The organism is Dyella sp. (genome assembly GCF_036568765.1).
Taxonomy (GTDB): Bacteria; Pseudomonadota; Gammaproteobacteria; order Xanthomonadales; family Rhodanobacteraceae; genus GSA-30.
Genome location: NZ_DATCRY010000244.1, coordinates 1 through 19364, shown reverse-complemented (window position 1 = coordinate 19364; position 19364 = coordinate 1). Strand labels below are relative to the sequence as shown.

19 protein-coding genes are annotated in these 19364 nt (G+C 62.2%); 9 read left to right on the top strand and 10 right to left on the bottom strand.

Annotated features, from left to right (window positions below; all coding sequences use genetic code 11):
* The 7 genes from hisD to hisIE all read left to right on the top strand — a co-directional run.
* Positions 1 to 1208: histidinol dehydrogenase (hisD, locus tag VIM98_RS16525; protein WP_331994211.1), on the top strand; the 1208-nt coding region annotated here is incomplete at its 5' end.
* Positions 1205 to 2266, top strand: coding sequence for a histidinol-phosphate transaminase (gene hisC, locus VIM98_RS16520; RefSeq protein ID WP_331994210.1), 1062 nt, complete (start codon positions 1205 to 1207; stop codon positions 2264 to 2266). The genes hisD and hisC, both read left to right, overlap by 4 nt.
* Complete coding sequence (gene hisB / locus VIM98_RS16515) at positions 2263 to 3327, top strand: bifunctional histidinol-phosphatase/imidazoleglycerol-phosphate dehydratase HisB (RefSeq protein WP_331994209.1); 1065 nt, start codon at positions 2263 to 2265, stop codon at positions 3325 to 3327. The genes hisC and hisB overlap by 4 nt, the downstream gene beginning before the upstream one ends.
* Entirely contained in the window at positions 3327 to 3917 is a 591-nt protein-coding gene (hisH, locus tag VIM98_RS16510; RefSeq protein ID WP_331994208.1) for an imidazole glycerol phosphate synthase subunit HisH, read from the top strand. The genes hisB and hisH overlap by 1 nt, the downstream gene beginning before the upstream one ends.
* The gene (locus VIM98_RS16505; RefSeq protein ID WP_331994207.1) at positions 3914 to 4642 is read left to right on the top strand and encodes a HisA/HisF-related TIM barrel protein; all 729 of its coding nucleotides are present in this window, start codon (positions 3914 to 3916) and stop codon (positions 4640 to 4642) included. The genes hisH and VIM98_RS16505 overlap by 4 nt, the downstream gene beginning before the upstream one ends.
* A complete protein-coding gene (gene hisF / locus VIM98_RS16500; RefSeq protein WP_331994206.1) occupies positions 4636 to 5406 on the top strand; it encodes an imidazole glycerol phosphate synthase subunit HisF in 771 nt (256 codons plus the stop codon). Before VIM98_RS16505 ends, hisF begins: the two co-directional genes overlap by 7 nt.
* Positions 5403 to 6032 (top strand): bifunctional phosphoribosyl-AMP cyclohydrolase/phosphoribosyl-ATP diphosphatase HisIE, encoded by a 630-nt coding sequence (gene hisIE, locus VIM98_RS16495; protein WP_331994205.1) that lies wholly within the window; start codon positions 5403 to 5405, stop codon positions 6030 to 6032. Before hisF ends, hisIE begins: the two co-directional genes overlap by 4 nt.
* Here hisIE and VIM98_RS16490 read toward each other — a convergent pair.
* From VIM98_RS16490 to VIM98_RS16475, 4 genes are all read right to left on the bottom strand, one after another.
* Positions 6029 to 7078, bottom strand: a complete 1050-nt coding sequence (locus VIM98_RS16490) for a C13 family peptidase (RefSeq protein WP_331994204.1) — start codon at positions 7076 to 7078, stop codon at positions 6029 to 6031. The two genes, hisIE and VIM98_RS16490, sit on opposite strands and share 4 nt — an antisense overlap.
* Positions 7079 to 7138: 60 nt before the next feature.
* On the bottom strand, positions 7139 to 7825 hold the full coding sequence (gene mtnC / locus VIM98_RS16485; protein ID WP_331994203.1) for an acireductone synthase: 687 nt from the start codon (positions 7823 to 7825) through the stop codon (positions 7139 to 7141).
* A gap of 108 nt (positions 7826 to 7933) precedes the next feature.
* Entirely contained in the window at positions 7934 to 8485 is a 552-nt protein-coding gene (locus tag VIM98_RS16480) for an acireductone dioxygenase (protein WP_331994202.1), read from the bottom strand.
* A 47-nt stretch (positions 8486 to 8532) separates the two neighbouring features.
* Entirely contained in the window at positions 8533 to 9180 is a 648-nt protein-coding gene (locus tag VIM98_RS16475; protein WP_331994201.1) for a methylthioribulose 1-phosphate dehydratase, read from the bottom strand.
* 158 nt (positions 9181 to 9338) lie between these two features.
* On the opposite strand from VIM98_RS16475, the gene VIM98_RS16470 reads away from it, so the two are divergent.
* Positions 9339 to 9674 (top strand): high-potential iron-sulfur protein, encoded by a 336-nt coding sequence (locus VIM98_RS16470; protein WP_331994200.1) that lies wholly within the window; start codon positions 9339 to 9341, stop codon positions 9672 to 9674.
* 468 nt (positions 9675 to 10142) lie between these two features.
* Here VIM98_RS16470 and VIM98_RS16465 read toward each other — a convergent pair whose 3' ends face one another.
* The 3 genes from VIM98_RS16465 to VIM98_RS16455 form a co-directional block, all read right to left on the bottom strand.
* Positions 10143 to 11600, bottom strand: coding sequence for an amino acid permease (locus VIM98_RS16465; RefSeq protein ID WP_331994199.1), 1458 nt, complete (start codon positions 11598 to 11600; stop codon positions 10143 to 10145).
* 93 nt (positions 11601 to 11693) lie between these two features.
* Positions 11694 to 13181: an amino acid permease gene (locus VIM98_RS16460; protein ID WP_331994198.1), complete on the bottom strand. Its 1488-nt coding sequence runs from the start codon at positions 13179 to 13181 to the stop codon at positions 11694 to 11696.
* Positions 13182 to 13391: 210 nt separating this feature from the next.
* A complete protein-coding gene (locus VIM98_RS16455; RefSeq protein ID WP_331994197.1) occupies positions 13392 to 14237 on the bottom strand; it encodes a hypothetical protein in 846 nt (281 codons plus the stop codon).
* Positions 14238 to 14564: 327 nt separating this feature from the next.
* Here VIM98_RS16455 and VIM98_RS16450 point away from each other — a divergent pair, with 327 nt between their 5' ends.
* Positions 14565 to 15107 carry an NUDIX hydrolase gene (locus VIM98_RS16450; RefSeq protein WP_331994196.1) on the top strand — a complete coding sequence of 181 codons (543 nt, stop codon included), beginning with the start codon at positions 14565 to 14567 and terminating at the stop codon, positions 15105 to 15107.
* Positions 15108 to 15203: 96 nt separating this feature from the next.
* On the opposite strand, the gene VIM98_RS16445 is transcribed toward VIM98_RS16450, so the two are convergent.
* The 3 genes from VIM98_RS16445 to VIM98_RS16435 all read right to left on the bottom strand — a co-directional run.
* On the bottom strand, positions 15204 to 15725 hold the full coding sequence (locus VIM98_RS16445; RefSeq protein WP_331994195.1) for a 3-hydroxyanthranilate 3,4-dioxygenase: 522 nt from the start codon (positions 15723 to 15725) through the stop codon (positions 15204 to 15206).
* 146 nt (positions 15726 to 15871) lie between these two features.
* Positions 15872 to 17761 (bottom strand): DNA topoisomerase IV subunit B, encoded by a 1890-nt coding sequence (parE, locus tag VIM98_RS16440; RefSeq protein ID WP_331994194.1) that lies wholly within the window; start codon positions 17759 to 17761, stop codon positions 15872 to 15874.
* Between the two features lie 223 nt (positions 17762 to 17984).
* On the bottom strand, positions 17985 to 19364 hold a 1380-nt coding region (locus VIM98_RS16435; RefSeq protein WP_331994193.1), incomplete at its 5' end, for an aminopeptidase family protein P.

The following is a 19364-nucleotide window of genomic DNA, read 5'->3' as shown; positions in this document are numbered from 1 at the left end:
TCGCGCAGGTGCGTAAGCGTGGTGACGAGGCTCTGCGTGAGTTGACACTGCGTCATGATGGCTGGTTGCCTGAAACGCTAGCGGTGCAGCCGGAGGAGTTTGCCGCCGCGGAAGCGGCGCTTGACGAGGATGTGAAAGCGGCGATCCGCGAAGCCGCCGGTCGCATCGAGGCGTTTCATCGTGCGGCAGCACCCACGCCGGTCGCATTGGACACCGCCCCGGGCGTGCGAGTGGAACGTGTGCTGCGGCCAATCCGCCGTGTCGGCTTGTACGTTCCCGCGGGCACGGCTCCGCTACCGTCCACCGCGCTGATGCTTGGCGTGCCGGCACGCATCGCCGGTTGTACCGAAGTTTCTTTGTGCTCTCCGGCGCGCGCCGATGGCCGCTGCGACGAAGCGGTGCTCTATGCGGCGCAGGTGACCGGGGTGCATAAGGTGTTCAAGCTCGGTGGCGCGCAGGCGATCGCCGCGATGGCCTATGGCACCGCAACCGTACCCAAGAGCGACAAATTGTTCGGTCCCGGTAACGCATGGGTGACCGAGGCCAAGCTGCAAGTCTCCGGCGATCCGGATGGCGCCGCTATCGATATGCCAGCAGGTCCCTCGGAGGTATTGGTGATTGCCGACGCGCAGGCGTCGCCGGCCTTTATCGCCGCCGATCTGTTGTCGCAGGCCGAGCACGGCCCCGATTCCCAAGTGGTCCTGGTCTCGAATGCATCCGCACTGCTCGATGCGGTCGCCATCGAAGTCGAGCGCCAATGCGACCTGCTGCCGCGCGCGGCAACGGCGCGGCAGGCTTTGGCGCAAAGTCGTTTGATCGAAGTGGCAGATGTCGACGAGGCGGTTGCCGTCAGCAATCGCTACGCACCGGAGCACTTGATCGTACAGGTTGCCGAGCCGCGCGCCTTGCTCGATGCAGTGGAGAGCGCGGGCTCCGTATTCCTGGGGCCATGGACACCCGAATCTGTGGGTGACTACTGCAGTGGCAGCAACCACGTCCTGCCCACGTACGGCTATGCGCGCGCTTACAGCGGTGTCTCGGTGGCCAGTTTTCAGAAGCAGATCACCGTGCAGGCCTTGAGCGCCGAAGGCTTGCAGGCCATCGGCCCATGTACGGCGCTGTTGGCTGCGACAGAGCAACTGGAAGCCCACCGCCGCGCGGTCACGACGCGCCTGGAATATCTGCGTGCGCAGGAGTCGGCTGCATGAGCGTGCTCGATCTGGCTCGTCCGGAAATCTTGCGCATGCAGGCGTATTCCTCGGCGCGAATGGAGGCGAGCGATGGTGAGGTATGGCTTAATGCCAACGAATCGGCGTGGCCGTCGTATGGGCAACAGGGCGCTTACAACCGCTATCCCGATCCCCAGCCCGCGGTGTTGCTCGATGCATTGGCTGGCCTTTATGGAGTTGCCCGCGAACGTATCCTGGTCGGCCGCGGTAGCGATGAGGCTATCGACCTGCTGATACGTGCCTTCTGTCGCGCGGGGCGGGATGCGATCCTGGTGCAGCCGCCGACCTTCGGCATGTATGCCGTGTGCGCCAGAGTGCAAGATGCGGCCGTTATCGAGGTGCCGCTGGATGCTCGTTTCGGCATCGACGTGGATGCGGTTGTCGCGGCGATCACCCCTGCTGTGAAGCTGGTCTTCGTTTGCAATCCCAATAACCCAAGCGGACAACGGGTATCGCGCGCCACGATTGTCGCGTTGGCCGATGCCCTGGCCGGTCGCGCGGTGCTTGTGGTCGATGAGGCCTATGCCGAGTTTGCCGAAGAGGGCAGCAGCACGATCGATCTGCTGGAGCGATACGAACATCTGGCTGTTCTGCGTACGCTTTCCAAGGCCTGGGCGCTGGCCGGTGCACGCGTGGGCTGCGTGCTGGCCGCACCCATGGTTATCGATCTGTTGCGCAAGATCGTGCCGCCGTATCCTGTTCCGACACCTTGCCTGACCGCTGCGTTGCAGGCGTTGTCGCCGTCGGGCTGTCTGGCTGTGGCCGGGCAGATCCGTGAGGTTCGCGAGCAGCGTGCAAGCCTGGCCGCGGCACTTGCCTTGTTGCCGGTTGTGCGCGAAGTGCTACCGTCGGCCGCCAATTTCCTTACCGTGCGTTTTAACGACGCTGCGGGCGCATACCGGCGTTTGTTCGAAGCCGGTATCGTGGTGCGCGATGTGCGTCGCTATCGTCAACTGGACGATGCGCTGCGCATCACTATCGGCACGCCGGAAGAGAACCGGCGTGTGCTCACTGTCCTGCAAGAGGTGCCGGCATGAGCCGGAAAATGCTTTTCGTCGATCGTGACGGTTGCCTGATCGAGGAGCCGGCCGATGAGCAAATCGACAGCTACGAGAAACTGAGCCTGCTGCCCGGCGTGGTGGCCGCATTGCAGCGCTTTGTCGCCGCGGGCTACGAACTGGTGATGGTGACCAATCAGGATGGCCTGGGTACGGAGCGGTTTCCTGAGGTCAACTTTATCGGTCCGCATGCATTGCTGTTGCGCATCCTGGCTTCCCAGGGGGTGGTATTTCGCGAAGTGCTGATCGATCGGAGTTTCCCAGCTGACGGTCTGGATACGCGCAAGCCGGGCGTAGGTATGGTTCGCCACTATCTGGCCGACGATGGCTGGAGCCGCACCGCGTCGCTAATGGTCGGCGACCGGGAGACCGATCTGCAATTTGCTGCCAATCTTGGTGTGCGCGGCTGGCGTGTCGGCCCACGAGGCATTGGCTGGCTGGAACTTGCGCATCGCGTGCTCGATGCGCCGCGTATAGCGCAGGTAACGCGCCATACGAAGGAGACCCGTATCGACGTCGGGGTCGACCTGGATCAGGCAGCTGAGCCAAAGGTACATACGGGTCTTGGCTTCTTCGATCACATGCTTGAGCAGTTGGGAAAACACGGCGGTTTTGGCCTGACACTCGACTGCCAGGGCGATACGCATATCGACGAGCACCACACCATCGAGGATTGCGCACTGGCCCTCGGTTCGGCCTTGCGCCAGGCCCTGGGCGACAAGCGCGGCATCGGTCGCTACGGCTTTACGGTGCCGATGGACGAAACCCAGGCCAGCGCTGTGCTGGATCTCTCCGGTCGCCCGTATTTCGTCTTCGACGGGGTGTTGCCGCGCGACCGGGTCGGCCAGATGCCGACGGAATTGCTACCGCATTTCTTCCGCTCGTTATGCGAGACGCTCGGTGCGAATCTGCATCTGAGCGTGCGCGGCGACAACGCGCATCACATGATCGAAGGTTGCTTCAAGGCCGTAGCGCGCTGCCTGCGCCAGGCGATTCGTCGCGAAGGCAATGATTTGCCCAGCACCAAGGGAGCGCTGTAATGGCGATTGTCCTGGTCGATGCCGGCGGCACGAATATCGGATCGGTGCGTTATGCCTTGCAGCGTCTGGGTGTAGATGCCGAACTGACCTCCGATGCGGCGAGCATTCGCGCTGCCGACAAGGTGATCCTGCCGGGCGTCGGCGCTGCGGGGCCCGGCATGGCGCGTTTGCGGCAACTGGACCTGGTCGACACCATTCGTGGTTTGACCCAGCCGGTGCTTGGCGTATGCCTGGGCATGCAGTTGTTGTGCGTGCGCTCGGAAGAGGCCGATGTCGATTGCCTGGGTGTGATTCCAGCCGCCGTGCGTCGCTTCGATGACGGCCACGGACTGCGTGTACCGCATATGGGCTGGAATCGCTTGCATGCGCTCCGCCAGCATCCGCTGCTGGACGGATTGGGCGACGACGATCGAGCCTATTTCGTGCACAGCTATGCCGTACCCGTCGGTAACTACGCGTTAGCCAGTACCAGCTATGGTGGTGATTTTGCCGCAGTAGTCGCCAGCGGTAATTTCCACGGCATGCAGTTCCATCCGGAACGTTCCGCGCGCGTGGGCGCGCGCCTGCTGGAGAATTTTCTTTCGCTATGAGCTTTACGGTGATACCCGCGATCGACTTGCGCGGAGGCCGCGTTGTGCGGCTCAAGCAGGGCGACTACGCCCAGGAGACGCGCTACGACAGCGCGCCGGCCGAACTGGCCGCGCGCTATCTGGACGCCGGTGCACAATGGCTGCACATGGTGGATCTGGACGGTGCGCGTTCGGGCGACCTGGAAAACCTGGCCGCGATCGAAGCGATTGCGGCCATCGGTCTGCGTGTCCAGGCCGGTGGTGGAGTGCGCACCGAAGCGGACGTGCAGCGTTTGCGCGATGCCGGCGTCGAGCGCGTCGTTGTCGGTAGCGTCGCGATGCGCGAACCCGAGCGGGTAGTGCAGTGGTTGCGCGATTTCGGCGCCGAACATCTGACCGTCGCGCTCGACACGCGTTGGCACGAGGGCCGATGGGCATTGCCCAGCGCCGGCTGGACGGCCATGGAGGACGGTAGCCTGGACGAACTTGCGCCGTGGTATGCCCAGCAGGGCGCACATCATCTGTTATGCACCGATATCGAGCGCGATGGTATGTTGAGTGGATTCAACCTCGCGTTGTACGGTCATATGCATACGTTGGCACCGGAGCTGTCGATCCAGGCCTCCGGTGGCGTGCGTTCGATAGCCGATATCGTGGCTGCGCGCGATGCGGGCGCTGCGGCGGTGATCCTGGGGCGCGCCTTGTTGGAGGGGCGTTTCACGCTCGATGAGGCGTTGACATGCTGAGCCGCCGCATCGTTCCCTGCCTGGACGTGCGCGACGGCAAGGTGGTCAAGGGCGTGCGTTTTCGCGATCACGTCGTGATGGGCGATATCGTCGATCTGGCCTTGCGCTACCGTGACGAAGGCGCGGACGAACTGGTGTTCTACGACATCACTGCCAGTCCCGAGGGGCGCAGCGTGGATCGTGCCTGGGTCGAACGGGTGGCACGCGTCATCGATATTCCGTTCTGCGTTGCCGGCGGCATTCGCGATGTCGAACAGGCACGTACGGTATTGCATGCCGGTGCGGACAAGGTGTCGATCAATTCGCCGGCACTGGAGCGTCCTGAGTTGATCGACGAGCTGGCCGCAGCGTTTGGCGTGCAATGCGTGGTGGTCGGCGTGGACAGTCTGCGCGATGCCGATGGTCAATGGCGCGTGCGCCAGTACACTGGCGACCCGGCCCGGACCCAGGCATTGCCGCGGCGTACGCTCGACTGGATGCGCGAAGCGCAGCAGCGCGGCGCCGGCGAGATCGTACTCAACTGCATGGGCAGCGACGGCGTGCGCGAAGGCTATGACCTGGGACAACTGATCGCCGCGCGCCAAGTATGCAAGGTGCCATTGATTGCGTCGGGCGGTGCGGGGGCGCCAGATCATTTCCTCGATGCGTTCGAGGTGGCGGATGTGGATGGCGCGCTGGCCGCCAGCGTGTTCCACTCCGGCGCCATTTCCATTCCTGCGCTCAAACAGTTCTTGCGCGAGCGCGCCGTGCAGGTACGTCTATGAAGCTATCCATCGATCCGGCGACATTGGATTGGGGCAAGGGCAGTGGCCTGCTGCCGACGATCGTGCAGCATCACCTGAACGGTGAAGTGTTGATGCTCGGCTATATGAATCGCGATGCGCTGGAGCAGACGCTGAGCGACGGCAAGGTGACTTTCTATAGCCGCAGCAAAGGGCGCCTGTGGACCAAGGGCGAGAGCTCCGGGCACGTGCTGCGGCTGGTGTCGCTGAGCGTCGATTGCGATGCGGATACGTTGCTGGTGAGCGCCGAGCCCCAAGGGCCGACCTGCCATCGCGGTACGCCGAGTTGTTTCGGCGAAGACGGCAGGGTCCGTCCGCCGCTGGGTTTCCTGGCCGAACTCGATGCGCTGGTAAGTCAACGGCAGGCCGAGCTGCCAGACGGCAGCTATACCGCACGCCTGTTCGAGGGCGGTATCCGGCGGATCGCGCAAAAGGTCGGCGAAGAGGGGGTGGAGACCGCCTTGGCGGCCGTAGCGCAGGACGACGAGGCGCTGCTGGGTGAGGCGGCGGACTTGCTGTTCCACCTCACCGTGTTGCTGCGTGCCCGCGGCCTTGGATTAGCCGATGCCGCCGAGGTACTGGCGAGTCGCCACGAGGCGGCGCGCTAAGGGGCGTCGGTGCCGGCGGCAGCGACGTGCGGCAGCGATGGCGCAGGCGCAAACGGCACGGACGCACCTTCAGCGGCGCCATGACGCCATTTGGCCAATTGTTCGGCAATCCCTGCACCGATATCGATTTGCGGTTCGGACGGGGTGAGCTTGTCTTGTTGCTCCCATTGCGCGATCTGCTCGCGTGCCTGGTTAAAGGCGACGATGAAATCTGGCGTGCCGTTGAGAGCGTTGGCCAGCCAGGCCTTGCCGAAATAGGTGATATCCGAATCGCTGCCGCAGCCGAACGAACTGCGATCCTCGCGCGCGGCTGTCAGCACCAGGGTGCCGGAGCCGCGCAGGTCCGGTACGAAGCCACCGGAGTAGCAGGCGTTCACCACCACCACTTTCCATTTGAACGGATGCTTCTTGAAGATATCGGCCAAGTCCGGCGGACCGATCTGGTCCAGAGGCAGGGGATCCATGTCTACCAGCAAGGTGCTGTCATGGTCGCCATGAGTAGTCATGTAGAGCAGCAGGATGTCCTCGTCCGGTTTCATCATGCTGGACACACCTTCCAGTGCGGCTTCCAGATTGCTCCAGCTGGCTAGCGGGCGATGGGATAGTGCGGCGGGATTGTTCTCCAGTACCAAGGTATGCACGGTCGGGCCGAAGCGCGCGAACAGCCGGGAACTGAACTCCGCTTCATTGCGAAATACGTCCTCGCCACCGTCACCGGCAAATGCGATCACGTAGAGATTGGGTTTGCCGCTGACGCGAGGTTTGAGTCCGGCCAGCGACTGGCGTAGGAGCTGCGGTTGCGCATACATCACTTGTTCCGGCGTCATGCCGTTGCTCGGCCAGTTGGCTAGCCCGTTGTCGTCATCGTCCGAATCGTCAGCCGCATCCGCGGCGGATGCCGCGCCGGCTGGCGACGCGCTCGTTGCATGCGCCGGTGCCTGCGCTGGGGCCAGGGCGTTGAGTTCCGGCGTCCGGTAGTGACCCACGGTAAGCATGGCCAGGACGCCAGCGGCGAAGGCGAGCAGGGCAATCAGGACGATACGCATGCGGCGGGCTCGCACAGGGGCTTAGGGATGCTCCGATCCATTCTACCCGGGTGGCTTGCCTCAAGGAGCGATGGCGTCGAAATCCCGGTAGACCGGATGGCGAGGGGCGTCCGGCAGGGGGTGCGGGGCTCGGACGAGCCAGCCGGTCTGGAAACCAGCCGCCCGGGCCGCATCCAGCTCCTCGACGATGTCGGAAAGGAACAGGATATGTGCCGGTTGTTCATCGATGGCGGCAGCAATGCGCTCGTACGATGCCTGCTCGCGCTTCGGGCCCGTCTCGGTGTCGAAATAGCCGGCAAACAGGGGGGTCAGGTCGCCGGCGTCGCTGTAGCCGAAAAACAGGCGTTGCGCGGGAACTGAGCCGGAAGAATAGACATACAAGTGCAGGCCTTCGCCACGCCAGGCATGCAGTCGGGCGGAAACCTCCGGGTACATATGAGCGCGGTAATCGCCGTTCTCGTAGCCGTCTTTCCAGATCATGCCCTGCAGCGCTTTGAGGGCAGTGGACTTGCGATCCTCGTCGATCCAGCGCAGCAGCAGCTCGATGATTTCCTGTCGGGTAGCCTCGACAATGCCCGCTTCTTTGGCCGCCTCGTGCAACCAATGTTGCACCTCTGGCTTATCGCCATGCGTCTCGACGTAGGCGGGCAGCCGCTTGCGCGCATATGGAAACAGCGCGTCTTTGACGAAGCTGATGGAGCTCGTGGTGCCTTCGATGTCGGTGAGGATGACGCGGATAGTGGACATGGAGCCGATAAGAGTCAGTTGGAAGAAACGAGTCGGGAGAAGTGCGTGGAGAGAAGAGAGTAAATGCGACGCTGGCGGTTGCCTTAACTCGCTCCTGCTCATCGTCTCCTAGACCATGGGGGCCATGCGTGGAAACCGCTCTGCGATATCTGTGCCCGTAAACTGTGCCACCCAGCCTTCCTTGTTGGTGAACAGGCGAATGGCAACGAAGTAAGGCGATTCGCTCATGTCGAACCAGTGTGGGGTGCCATCGGGCACGCCGATCAGGTCGCCCTGTTCGCACAGTACTTCGTACACCTTGCCCGCTATGTGCAACGTGAATTGGCCGGCACCGGCAACGAAGAAGCGCACTTCGTCTTCGCTATGCGTGTGTTCGTTGAGGAACTTCTGCCGCAAGGCGGCGCGGTCGGGGTGATCGGGCTTGAGGCTGATCACGTCAACCGATTGATAGCCTTCCGATTGCATCAACCGGTCGATATCGCGGCGATAGGCAGCGATGACCTCTTCCTGGCTGGCGCCGGGTGCCACGGGTTGCGCCGCTTCCCACTGCTCGAAGCGGATGCCGGCCTTGCCCAGCTCGTGAGCGATCTCGGCATGGCTGGCATGTACCGATACCGGTGCTTCGGGGCGGCTGTCTTCATAGATGCGCAAGCGGCTCATGACATTTACTCCAGCAGGATAAAGATGAAGGTGGCGGCAGTGACGAGTCAGGCGCCGAGCCGCTTCAGATCCAGTTCGCAGCCCAGCAGAAACTCCAGCGCCTCCAGGTGGCGGCGCGTCTCGGGCATGTCGCGGCCCCAGGTGTAGATGCCGTGACCGTCGATCAGGTACGCATACAGCGGCTTGCCGGCGTCGAGCCAGGCATCCACGCGTGCGACCAGTTCGGGCATGTGCTGGGTATTGGGGAATACCGGAACTTCCAGAGTGGCGTCGTGCGTAGTCTGTCCGGCGATGGCTTTTTGCAGCTCCCAGCCCTCCAGCCGTATGACGCCATCCTTTGAGAACAAGCGCGAAGCCACGCTCTGCGTGCGCGAGTGCGTATGCAGCACCACATTCATGGCCGGATAGCGACGATAAATCTGCGTATGCAGCTCGGTCTCGGCGCTAGGACGCGCCGCGGTACCGACAGCCTTGCCGTCCATATCGACGATCATGATGTCGTCGCGCGCCAACTTGCCTTTGTCGCGGCCGGAAATCGTGATCGCTGCAAGTTCGTTGTCCAGCCGCATCGAGAAGTTGCTGCTGGTTGCCGGCGTCCAGCCAAATGCTGCCAGCTCCGCCGCGGCGGTAACGATGGCATCGGCCCGCTCTGCGAACAAGGTCGGGGAAATCGTCGCTGGAAGAACCTGGCTCATGGCGAATGGACGTCCAAAATAGTGCGTGAATATAACACGAGGGCCGGAACGGCAGCGGCGGGAATGCGAGCCATTCTCGCCAGCTTCGCTCCATGCGACGTACCATCCGGTTTGGGTTTTGCCGCGAGGTGCGGTGAACGAAGACGGAGGTTTTACCAATGTCGCATGACAAAGATATCGAATCGCGTCGCCGCTTTCTCAAGGCTGCCGCTGGCACGGCTGCCGCGGTGGCCCTGGTGGGCGGAACTTTGCCGCGATTCGCGCACGCTGCCGATTTGCCGCATGTTTCCGAGACCGACCCGACTGCCAAAGCGCTCGGTTACGTCGAGAACGCCAGCAAAACGACCGACAGCAAACACAAGGCGGGCGATGACTGCGCCAACTGCCAGTTTTATTCCGGTGGCCCTAGCGGCTATGGTCCATGTCAATTGTTCCCCGGCAAGGCAGTCAATGCGAAGGGCTGGTGCGTATCGCATACGGCGAAGAAGGCTTGAGTGTTGCCCATTCTGGGTGGCGTGCGACGAAAAGGCCGGCATCGCCGGCCTTTTTCATGCACTAAATCGGCGCAAGCAACAGTGAGTCGCCTGTAAGCACGGTGCGAAGAGCGAGTGAAGGAAGCGCCAGGTGGGCGGCGTCTGTGCGACGCGAATGGCAGAGAAAGGTGCGGCCCGGACGCATCAGACGAGGAGCTGCTTGCCTGACGCGCCGGGCCGCAATCCGGGGCCCACTGCCAAGTGATCAACCCTCGGAGCACCGATCATACTCCGGTTGACTTGGCCGCAACCACGACGGTCTATGAATTTTAAGGATAAGAACTTGTTAAACTATTTAATTTCAAAGAGTTATCAACCAATTTCGGATTTTTTTTGTTGCTCCCTACGGGTCGAACGCAAAATTTGTTAAGTCACAGTAGATGTCAATTCGAAGAAGTTCCACGAAATTCGCCGAAATTCAGTGCGCGCTTAACGAATGGCCTGGACTTCTGATCGGCGCAGCCGGCTGTGCCTCAAGCCATACCCGAAGTAGATCGCCAGGCCGATCACAGTCCACGCAATCATCAGCATCCAATTGAACCATTCCATCGTGTAAAGCAGTGCGCAGCAGCTGATCACGCCTGCCGGGCAAATGACGATAGCCCACGGTACGCGAAAGCTGCGCGGCAGTTCCGGTGAAGTGAAGCGCAGAATCAGCACGCCGGCGCACACTGCGACGAAGGCGATCAGCGTACCCATCGATGTCAGGTTGGCGAGCAGGTCCAGGGGAAACACTGCGGCGAGGACGGCAATGCCCGCGCCAGTGATGAGCGTGTTCAGATGAGGTGTGCGATAGCGTGGATGGACGCGGTTGAATACGCGCGGCAGCAGGCCGTCGCGCGACATGATCATGAAGATGCGCGGTTGAGCGATGATCATCACCAGGATCACCGAGGAGAGGCCGATCAGTGCGCCGATCTCCACGATCAGCCGCAGCCAATCCAGTTCTGGATGGGCGCGAATAGCTGTTACAACAGGTTCGTCCGTGCCGAGTTGCGTATAGGAAATCAGCCCCGTCAGCACCGCAGCCATCGCCAGGTACAGGACGGTGCAGATAACTAGCGAGACCAGCGTGCCAAATGGCAAGTCACGTTGCGGATTCTTGCATTCCTGCGCCGCGGTCGAGGTGGCCTCGAAACCGATGTAAGCAAAGAACACCATGCCGGCGCCGCGCATGATGCCTTCCCAGCCATACTTGCCCGGGCCTTGATTCTGCGGGATGAACGGGTGCCATAGAGACGGATCGACGTAACGATAGCCGGCCACGACGACGACAATGATCAGGCCGACCTTGAGGATCACCATGCCCAAGTTGATGCCGGCCGATTCGCGGATGCCGACGTAGCACAGCCAGGTCAGCGCAAGCACGATCGCCACCGCTGGCAAGTTGAACAGGTGCCCGGTCGAAACCAGGTGGCCGTTTGTGTAGGCCAGTGGCGCTTCAGTCAGTGCCTTCGGCAAATGAATGCCGATGTGATCGAGGAGGCTGACGAAATACCCTGTCCAGCTTGCTGCCACGGCTGAGGCGGAGATGCCGTATTCGAGCACCATGTTCCAGCCGATGAACCAGGCGACGAGCTCGCCCAATGTGGCGTAAGCGTAAGAATAGGAGCTGCCCGAGATCGGGATCAGCGTGGCGAATTCGGCATAGCACAGTGCCGTGAAGCCGCTGCAGATCGCTGCCAGGACGAACGAGAGCAAGACGGCGGGGCCGGCATGATCGGCTGCAGCCTGGCCTGTCACCACGAAGATGCCTGTGCCGATGACCGCGCCGATGCCTAATGCGGTGATGCCCCAGGGGCCAAGTGAGCGTCGTAGCGTTGGGCCGTGGGCTTCGCTATCGGCGTCACTGAAATCGATCTTGCGCGCGAGGAGCTGCTTAAGCATGCGTCGAACCTGAGAAAACAACGGGGCGGGCACGCGGGCCCGTGGCGAGCGTTAAAGCGAAGGGCCGGCGAGGCCGGCCCTTCGGGGGCTACATTAGCCGTTTTGCTTGCGCAATTTGCTATGCGAGTAGCCGTAGGCAAAGTAGATGATCTGGCCGATGACGATCCAGGTCACCATCCAGCGCCAATGTTCCACGAACGATTGCAGGAACAAGGCCAGGCAGGCCAGCGCACCCAGCGGGCAGACCAGCCACGGCACCGGCACGCGGAAGGCGCGCGGAAGCTCGGGGCGGGTATAGCGCAGCACCAGTACGCCGATGCACACCGTAGCGAAGGCAAGCAGCGTACCCATCGCCACCATTTCACCGAGCACGCCGATGTTGAACAGACCGCCGAGTGCGGCGGCCAGTACGCCCACCACTACTGTGCCCACATGCGGGGTGCGGAATTTCTGGTGGATGCGGCCAAAGACGGCGGGAATCAGGCCGTCGCGTGCCATCGAGTAGAAAATGCGCGGTTGACCCATCAGCATGACCAGGATCACCGAGCTAAGACCGGTGACGGCGCCGATCACTACGATGACCTGCAACCAGCGCAGCGTCGGATAGTTGTCCAGCGCGGTAGCGACCGGTTCGGGAGTGCCGAGCAAGCGGAAATCGGCGATACCGGTGAGGATGCCGGCCACGATGATGTACAGAACCGTACATACCACCAGCGAACCCATGATGCCGATCGGCATGTCGCGTTGCGGGTTCTTCGCTTCGGCTGCTGCGGTCGATACCGCGTCGAAACCGATATAGGAGAAGAACACGATGGCCGCCGCGCGGCCCACGCCGGCCCAGCCGTACTTGGAGCCGCCTTCGTTCGCCGGAATGAACGGGTGCCAGTGTTCCGGATTGACATACTTCGCCGCGAAGGCGATGAACAGCAGGATCACCGTTACTTTGATCGCCACGATGATCGAGTTGACGAAAGCGGACTGCGTGATGCCGACGTAGCACAGTCCGGTGATCGCGGCGATGATCGCTACCGCCGGCAGGTTGATCAGCATGCCGGTGGCCTGGATATGGCCATCGACCACCGTGAAGGGCGCCGAGGAAAGGATCGCCGGCAGCGAAACATCATGGCCGATCCAGCCGCCGATCAGCGAAAGTAGTTTGTTGAAATAACCCGACCAGCCGGAGGCCACCGTGGCCACGGTGAACAGATATTCCAGCACCAGGCTCCAGCCGACGAACCAGGCGACGTACTCGCCGAGCGTGGCATAGGAGTACGAATAAGCGCTGCCGGAGACCGGGATCATCGCGGCGAACTCGGCATAACACAGTGCCGCCAATGCGCAGGCAAACCCGGCCAGCACAAAGCTCAATACGATCGCAGGGCCGGCATGTTCGGCCGCGGCTTGTCCGGTGATGACGAAAATACCGGCACCGATGATTGCGCCTATGCCAAGCATGACCAGATGGCGGGCGGTCAATGCACGCTTGAGCGTGACTTCCCCTTGCAGGCTGCCATGGGTTTCCCCGGCATCGACATGTGGGTTGGGCTCGATAGAATGTGTAGCGAACAGATTTTTCAGCATGGTTCTCCCCAAATCGGTAGTGCCGCGCACAGCTTGTTAGAGTTGGTGCCTGCCGAGCCTCGGTTCGGAACACAACCGAAACACCATATCCCAGCTGAACGTGGTGGTACAAGGTGCACTGCGGTCACGGGCCCCGGCGCGGGGTGGGAATGCGCAGGGGACGCAAGACCCCACGGGCGCGCATGGAGACGCGCCCCGTGGAGACAAGTGTCAAAAGACTATATTGACGGCCACTTGCGGCGCGACGAATGCACCGCTGTTGCGGCCCGATAGGCTCGCATGCACGCCCGCGATAATGCCCAGGGAGCCGTTGACGTTGTATTCGACGGCTGGTGCGACGCTGAACGTGTGGCCAGGCGGCATGTAGCGGTCGATGGCGACCGTGCTGCCGTTGCCGGGTGCCTGGCCAGACACGCGCGCGGCGGCGGAACGTTGGTAGGCGAGTTCCATCACCAGTACCCAATGTGCGTCGATACTGTATTCGGCACTGGCCGATGCATTCCAGGCGTGATGGGGCGACACGCTGCCGCGAAAGCCGGGTTCGGTACCGTAGACACTTTGGCCGCGCACATCGACCGCGCCTGGGTTGAAGTCGTAGGCGACCCGTCCACGCCACCGTAACGGTCGCCCATTGGGCATGGGGATGCTCTGCTGGATCAGCAGATCCACGCGATCGCTATGCAGGCCGCTACCCGAGCCATTCAGTACGTTGTTGCCTAGCCGGTCATAGCGGCCCGTCGGAAAGAAGTGGATCGCGCCCACCGATACGGCAGGAGTGAGGCCGTCGGCGCTGGGGCGCACCAGCAGGAATTGTGCGCGCGCCGATGCGTCGGTGGCGCGCAGGCCGGACGAGCGCTGGCTTCCGGCATGGTTGTGGACGGCGCCAAGCAATGCCTGCAAGCCGATACGCTCCGTAACGCCGATGGTGATGGGTACCAGCGTCTGCCATTGGGAGGTACGGGTATCGCGACGGCGCTTGTTGCCATGATCGTCGTAAAAATAGCTGCTATTTGAATAGATCAAATAGGGCTCGATGCTGATGAGACCTTTCGGCATGATGGCCGCATTGGGGGTTAGTAGCGGACCGGTGTAGTTCACGTCCGACGCGATAGCGGTTCCTGCCCAACAAGCGATGCCTCCTCCCAGCAAGACACACGCGATTGACTTGCTTATCTCCATCTTGATTCGCCTCCTTAGGCATTGTCCCTAACAAACAACATCCGTCTACGAAGGCTAAGTTGTGCGACATGTTTTCTAGAAGCGACAAAATTAGAGGGTGAGCGTGAGTTATTTGCTTAGTTCCTTGTAGGCTTTTCCTGTCGCATGTGCTGCCGACATCTGACGATCGCGGTTAGAATGACTATTTGATGCGCAGATGGGCCGATGATGACGATTGCCACGCCGCTATCGCTTGCCTTGAAGGATTACGCGCGACGCTGGCCCGGCGAGCCAGCAACCGCGCTGTTCGAAGATTTCTTGCGTCAGGCACCGGAAGCCTTCGAGCGCAGTCATCGCGAAGGGCATTTCACGGGTTCATCCTGGCTGGTCAGTGCGGACGGCGAGCGCTGTTTGCTCACGCATCACCGCAAGCTGAATCGCTGGTTGCAATTGGGTGGGCACGCCGATGGCGACGTCGATCTCGCGCGCGTGGCACTGCGCGAGGCCGAAGAGGAGTCGGGGCTTGACGGGTTACGGGTCGAAACGGCGATCTTCGACCTGGATCGCCACTGGATTCCGGTGCGCGGCAACGAGCCGGGACACTGGCATTACGACGTGCGTTATGTGGTTCGCGCTGGCGGCAACGAAGCGTTTGCGATCAGCGAGGAATCGCTGGCGCTGGCCTGGCAGCCGATCCGTACTTTGGCCGAAGCCGCCGATACCGACGACTCCTTGCGCCGGATGGCACATAAATGGCTGACACGCTAGGGACGCGCAGGACATGCTTCGTAGGCGGCGTTCCGGACATCGCCCCGCCACGCTCATTTGCAAACAGGCGGTCTTGCCGGATAGATCGGGGGGTCCTTAAGCGTACTTCGCAGGTGCCGGGTTCAGATGGCCGCAAGCTTTGCAGGTGCGTGCCCGATGTGAACGATAGAAGCGTTCGAACACCGGTGGAAAATCGCGCTCGATGCTGTCGAGTACGAAATATTCTTCGTATAGCTTGTGGTTGCAGCGCTCGCAGAACCAGAGCAGGCCATCCTGCTCATGGGCCAGGCGTCGTCGTTCGATGACCAGGCCGATCGAGTTTGGTGCGCGTTGAGGCGAGTGCGGCACGCGTGGCGGCAGGTAGAACATTTCGCCGGCGCGGATAGGGATGTCGCGAGCCTGACCTTCGTCCTGCACCTTCAGCACCATCTCGCCTTCGAGCTGGTAGAAGTACTCCGGGCCTTCATCGTAGTGATAGTCGGTGCGCGCATTCGGGCCGCCGACGATCATGACAATGAAATCCCCGTCGACGATGCACTTGTTACCCACCGGCGGCTTGAGCAGGTGGCGGTGTTCGTCGATCCAGCGTTGCAGGTTGAGGGGGGGGGAGAGGGTCATGGCGGTTACCTTAGTCCGGTTACTCGGAGAAGGCGAGTGCGAGACATGAGTGGAGAGGAGAGAGGAGACAGACAGGGCACAGCGACGTGTCATCCGATGCGCTTATTCGCTCCTCACTTCTTCTCGCTCAGCGCTTGGATAGGAGCTTAAACCTCAAGCGTCGCCAGATCGCCCTTTTCCTCGAGCCATGCCTTGCGATCGCTAGCGCGCTTCTTGGCCAGCAGCATATCCATCAGTTTCGCCGTGGCGTCGCCTTCCTCGACCGTCAATTGCACGAGGCGTCGCGTATCCGGATGGATAGCCGATTCGCGCAATTGCCCGGGATTCATTTCACCCAGGCCTTTGAAGCGCGTGACGCTGACCTGGCCCTTGATCTTTTCGCGCTCGATCTTCTGCAGCATGGCCTGCTTTTCGTTCTCGTCCAGGCAATAGAACACCTGCTTGCCCACATCGACGCGAAAAAGCGGTGGCATGGCTACGAAGACGTGTCCTTCGCGTACCAGCGCCGGGAAGTGACGCAGGAACAATGCCGAGAGCAAGGTGGCGATATGCAGGCCGTCCGAATCCGCGTCGGCGAGAATCACCACTTTGCCGTAACGCAGGCCAGATAGATCGTCCTTGCCGGGATCGCAGCCGATCGCGATGGCCAGATTGTGTACTTCCTCGGAGGCCAGCACGGAGCCCGACTCGACTTCCCAGGTATTGAGGATCTTGCCGCGTAGCGGCAGGATCGCCTGGAAATCCTTGTCGCGTGCCTGCTTGGCACTGCCGCCGGCCGAATCGCCTTCGACCAGAAACAACTCGGTGCGCGTCAGGTCGGTAGCCGAGCAATCGGCGAGCTTGCCGGGCAGGGCGGGGCCCTGGGTGATCTTCTTGCGCACCACCTGCTTGGCAGCCTTCAGGCGAGCGCTTGCACGCTCGATGGCCAGTTGGGCGATGCGCTCGCCGAGATCCACATGCTGGTTCAAGTACAGGCTGAAGGCGTCGTGTACGACGTTTTCCACCAGAGCGGCCGCCTGGCGCGACGAGAGACGTTCCTTGGTCTGACCGGCGAACTGCGGATCCTGCAGCTTGGCCGACAGCACAAAGGCGAGGCGCTCCCAGACATCTTCCGGCGCGAGCTTCACGCCGCGCGGCAGCAGGTTGCGGATGTCGCAGAATTCGCGGATGGCATTAGTCAGGCCTGAGCGCAAGCCGTTGACGTGGGTACCGCCTTGCGCGGTCGGAATCAGGTTGACGTAGCTTTCCTGCACCAGTTCGCCTTCGGGCACCCAGGCCAGGGCGACATCCAGGCCTTCGGTGTCGCGCGCCACATGGTGCACGAACAGGTCGGAGGGCAGTGCTTCGGCGCCATCCAGTTCGCCGCGCAGGTAGTCGCGCAGCCCGTCTTCGTAGTGCCACTCGATGCTCTCGCCGGTGGCCTCATCGGTCAGCTTGACGTTGAGTCCCGCACAGAGCACGGCTTTGGCGCGCAGCAGGTGCTTGAGCTTGGAGAGCGAGATTTTGGGCGAATCGAAGTATTTGGCTTCCGGCCAGAAGCGAACGGTCGTGCCGGTCTTCTTTTTGGGCACGGTGCCGATGATGTCCAGTTCGCTGACGCGATCGCCGTGCTCGAAGGCCATGCGGTATTCGTTGCCGTCCCGGCGGATGGTCACTTCCACGCGATTGGACAGCGCGTTGACTACGGAAACGCCTACGCCGTGCAGGCCGCCGGAGAAGTTGTAGTTCTTGCCGGAGAATTTGCCGCCTGCGTGCAGGCGCGTCAGGATCAGCTCCACGCCCGGGATGCCTTCCTCGGGATGAATATCCACGGGCATGCCGCGACCGTCGTCGCTGACCTCCACCGAGCCATCGTTGTGGACGATGACCTCGATGCTTTTTGCATGCCCCGCCAGCGCCTCGTCCACCGAGTTGTCGATAACTTCCTGCGCCAGGTGATTCGGGCGCGTGGTATCGGTGTACATGCCGGGACGGCGCTTGACCGGGTCAAGGCCAGAGAGGACTTCGATATCGGCGGCGTTATAGCGGGTGTTCATGCGGGAGGCGGTCTTCGGTGTCAGGCGCGGGAGGATGGGTGGGACGGTGGCTTCGGGTCAAGGGCCGGGCGGAGTTGGAGAGGGGGCTGGCTGCGCCGGGGCACATTCCGCCCTAAGGAAAATATTTCTGTGGTGCTGTTTGTAGTGAGATGGTGTCGCACCAACTGAGCCTGGCCCTTGGAGGACGGGAGGCGTGGCCTCTGCGCATTACCCTCTGCGCTTTTCATAGCGGTGCGCAATGCCGCTCCAGCCATGCCAGATCGGCCTCCTCCAGCATGGGCGCCAGCGCGGCACGGACAGAGGCATGATAATCGTCCAGCCATGCGCGCTCCTCCGGGTTGAGCAGACTCGGTTCCAGTGCGCGGCGATCGAACGGACATAGCGTAAGCGTCTCGAAAGCGTAGAAGCTACCGAACTCGCTTTGCTCGGCCTCCACCACGACAGCCAGGTTCTCGTGGCGGATGCCGTAGCGTCCAGATTTATAGAGCCCCGGCTCGATCGACGTGATCATCCCAGGCTCCAGCGGTACCAGGGCGCCGCCCGGTGCCGGCTGACGGATGCCATGCGGACCTTCGTGCACATTAAGAAAGTACCCAACGCCATGGCCGGTGCCGTGAGCATAGTCCATCGCTCCCGCCCATAGCGGTGCGCGCGCCAGTGCGTCCAGCTGCGGACCGCTGGCGCCCTGTGGGAAGCGCGTGCGCGACAAGGCAATCATGCCCTTCAATACCAGGGTTGCGTCGCGGCGTTGCTCATCGCCGGTCGGGCCCAAAGCGAGCACGCGAGTGATGTCGGTGGTGCCGCCGGCATATTGGCCGCCTGAATCGATCAGCAGCAGGCCCTGCCGTTGCAGGGAGCTGTGCGCTTCCTCGGTGGCGCGATAGTGCGGCAGGGCGCCATTGGCCTGATAGCCGGCGATGGTGGCGAAGCTCGGACCGACAAAATCCGGTTGTGCTCCTCGCTCTTCCAGCAGCAAGGTGTCGACATCGAGCTCGGTCTGCGTCATGCCCGCGCTCAGGCGCTCTTCCAGGCGCCGGAACGCGCGCACCAGCGCGGCGCCATCGCGGCGCATGACTTCGCGGATATGCGCCAGCTCGTCGGGTTGCTTGCGCGCCTTGAACAAGGTGGTCGGATTGGCTGCCTCGAGGCGCCGGAGCCCAGGAGCGATGGCATCGGCGACGGCACTGACGACCCGTGCGGGGTCGAACAGCAGGACATCATCGTTGCCGAGTTCGCCCAGCGCATCGTTTACCGCAACGTAGTCGGCGATCGCCACACCATCGCCGGCCAGCGCGGCGACCAGACCGTCACTCAGCTTGCCGCGGCCGACGAACAAGGTGGCCCGATCGTTGGCGTCCATCAGCAGATGGGCCAGGAAGACCGGGTTGTAGTCGACATCGCTGCCACGCAGGTTGGTCAGCCAGGCGATGTCGTCCAGGCTGGAAAGCAGGTGATGGGTGGCGCCCAGTTTTCGCATCGCGGTACGCAGGCGGGCCAGCTTGTCGGCGCGCGAAGTAACCGCGTACTGCAGGGCATGCTCGGTCACCGGGGCGCGGGGTAGCGGCGGGCGGTCGCGCCAGATTTGGCCAGGCAGGTCCAGGTC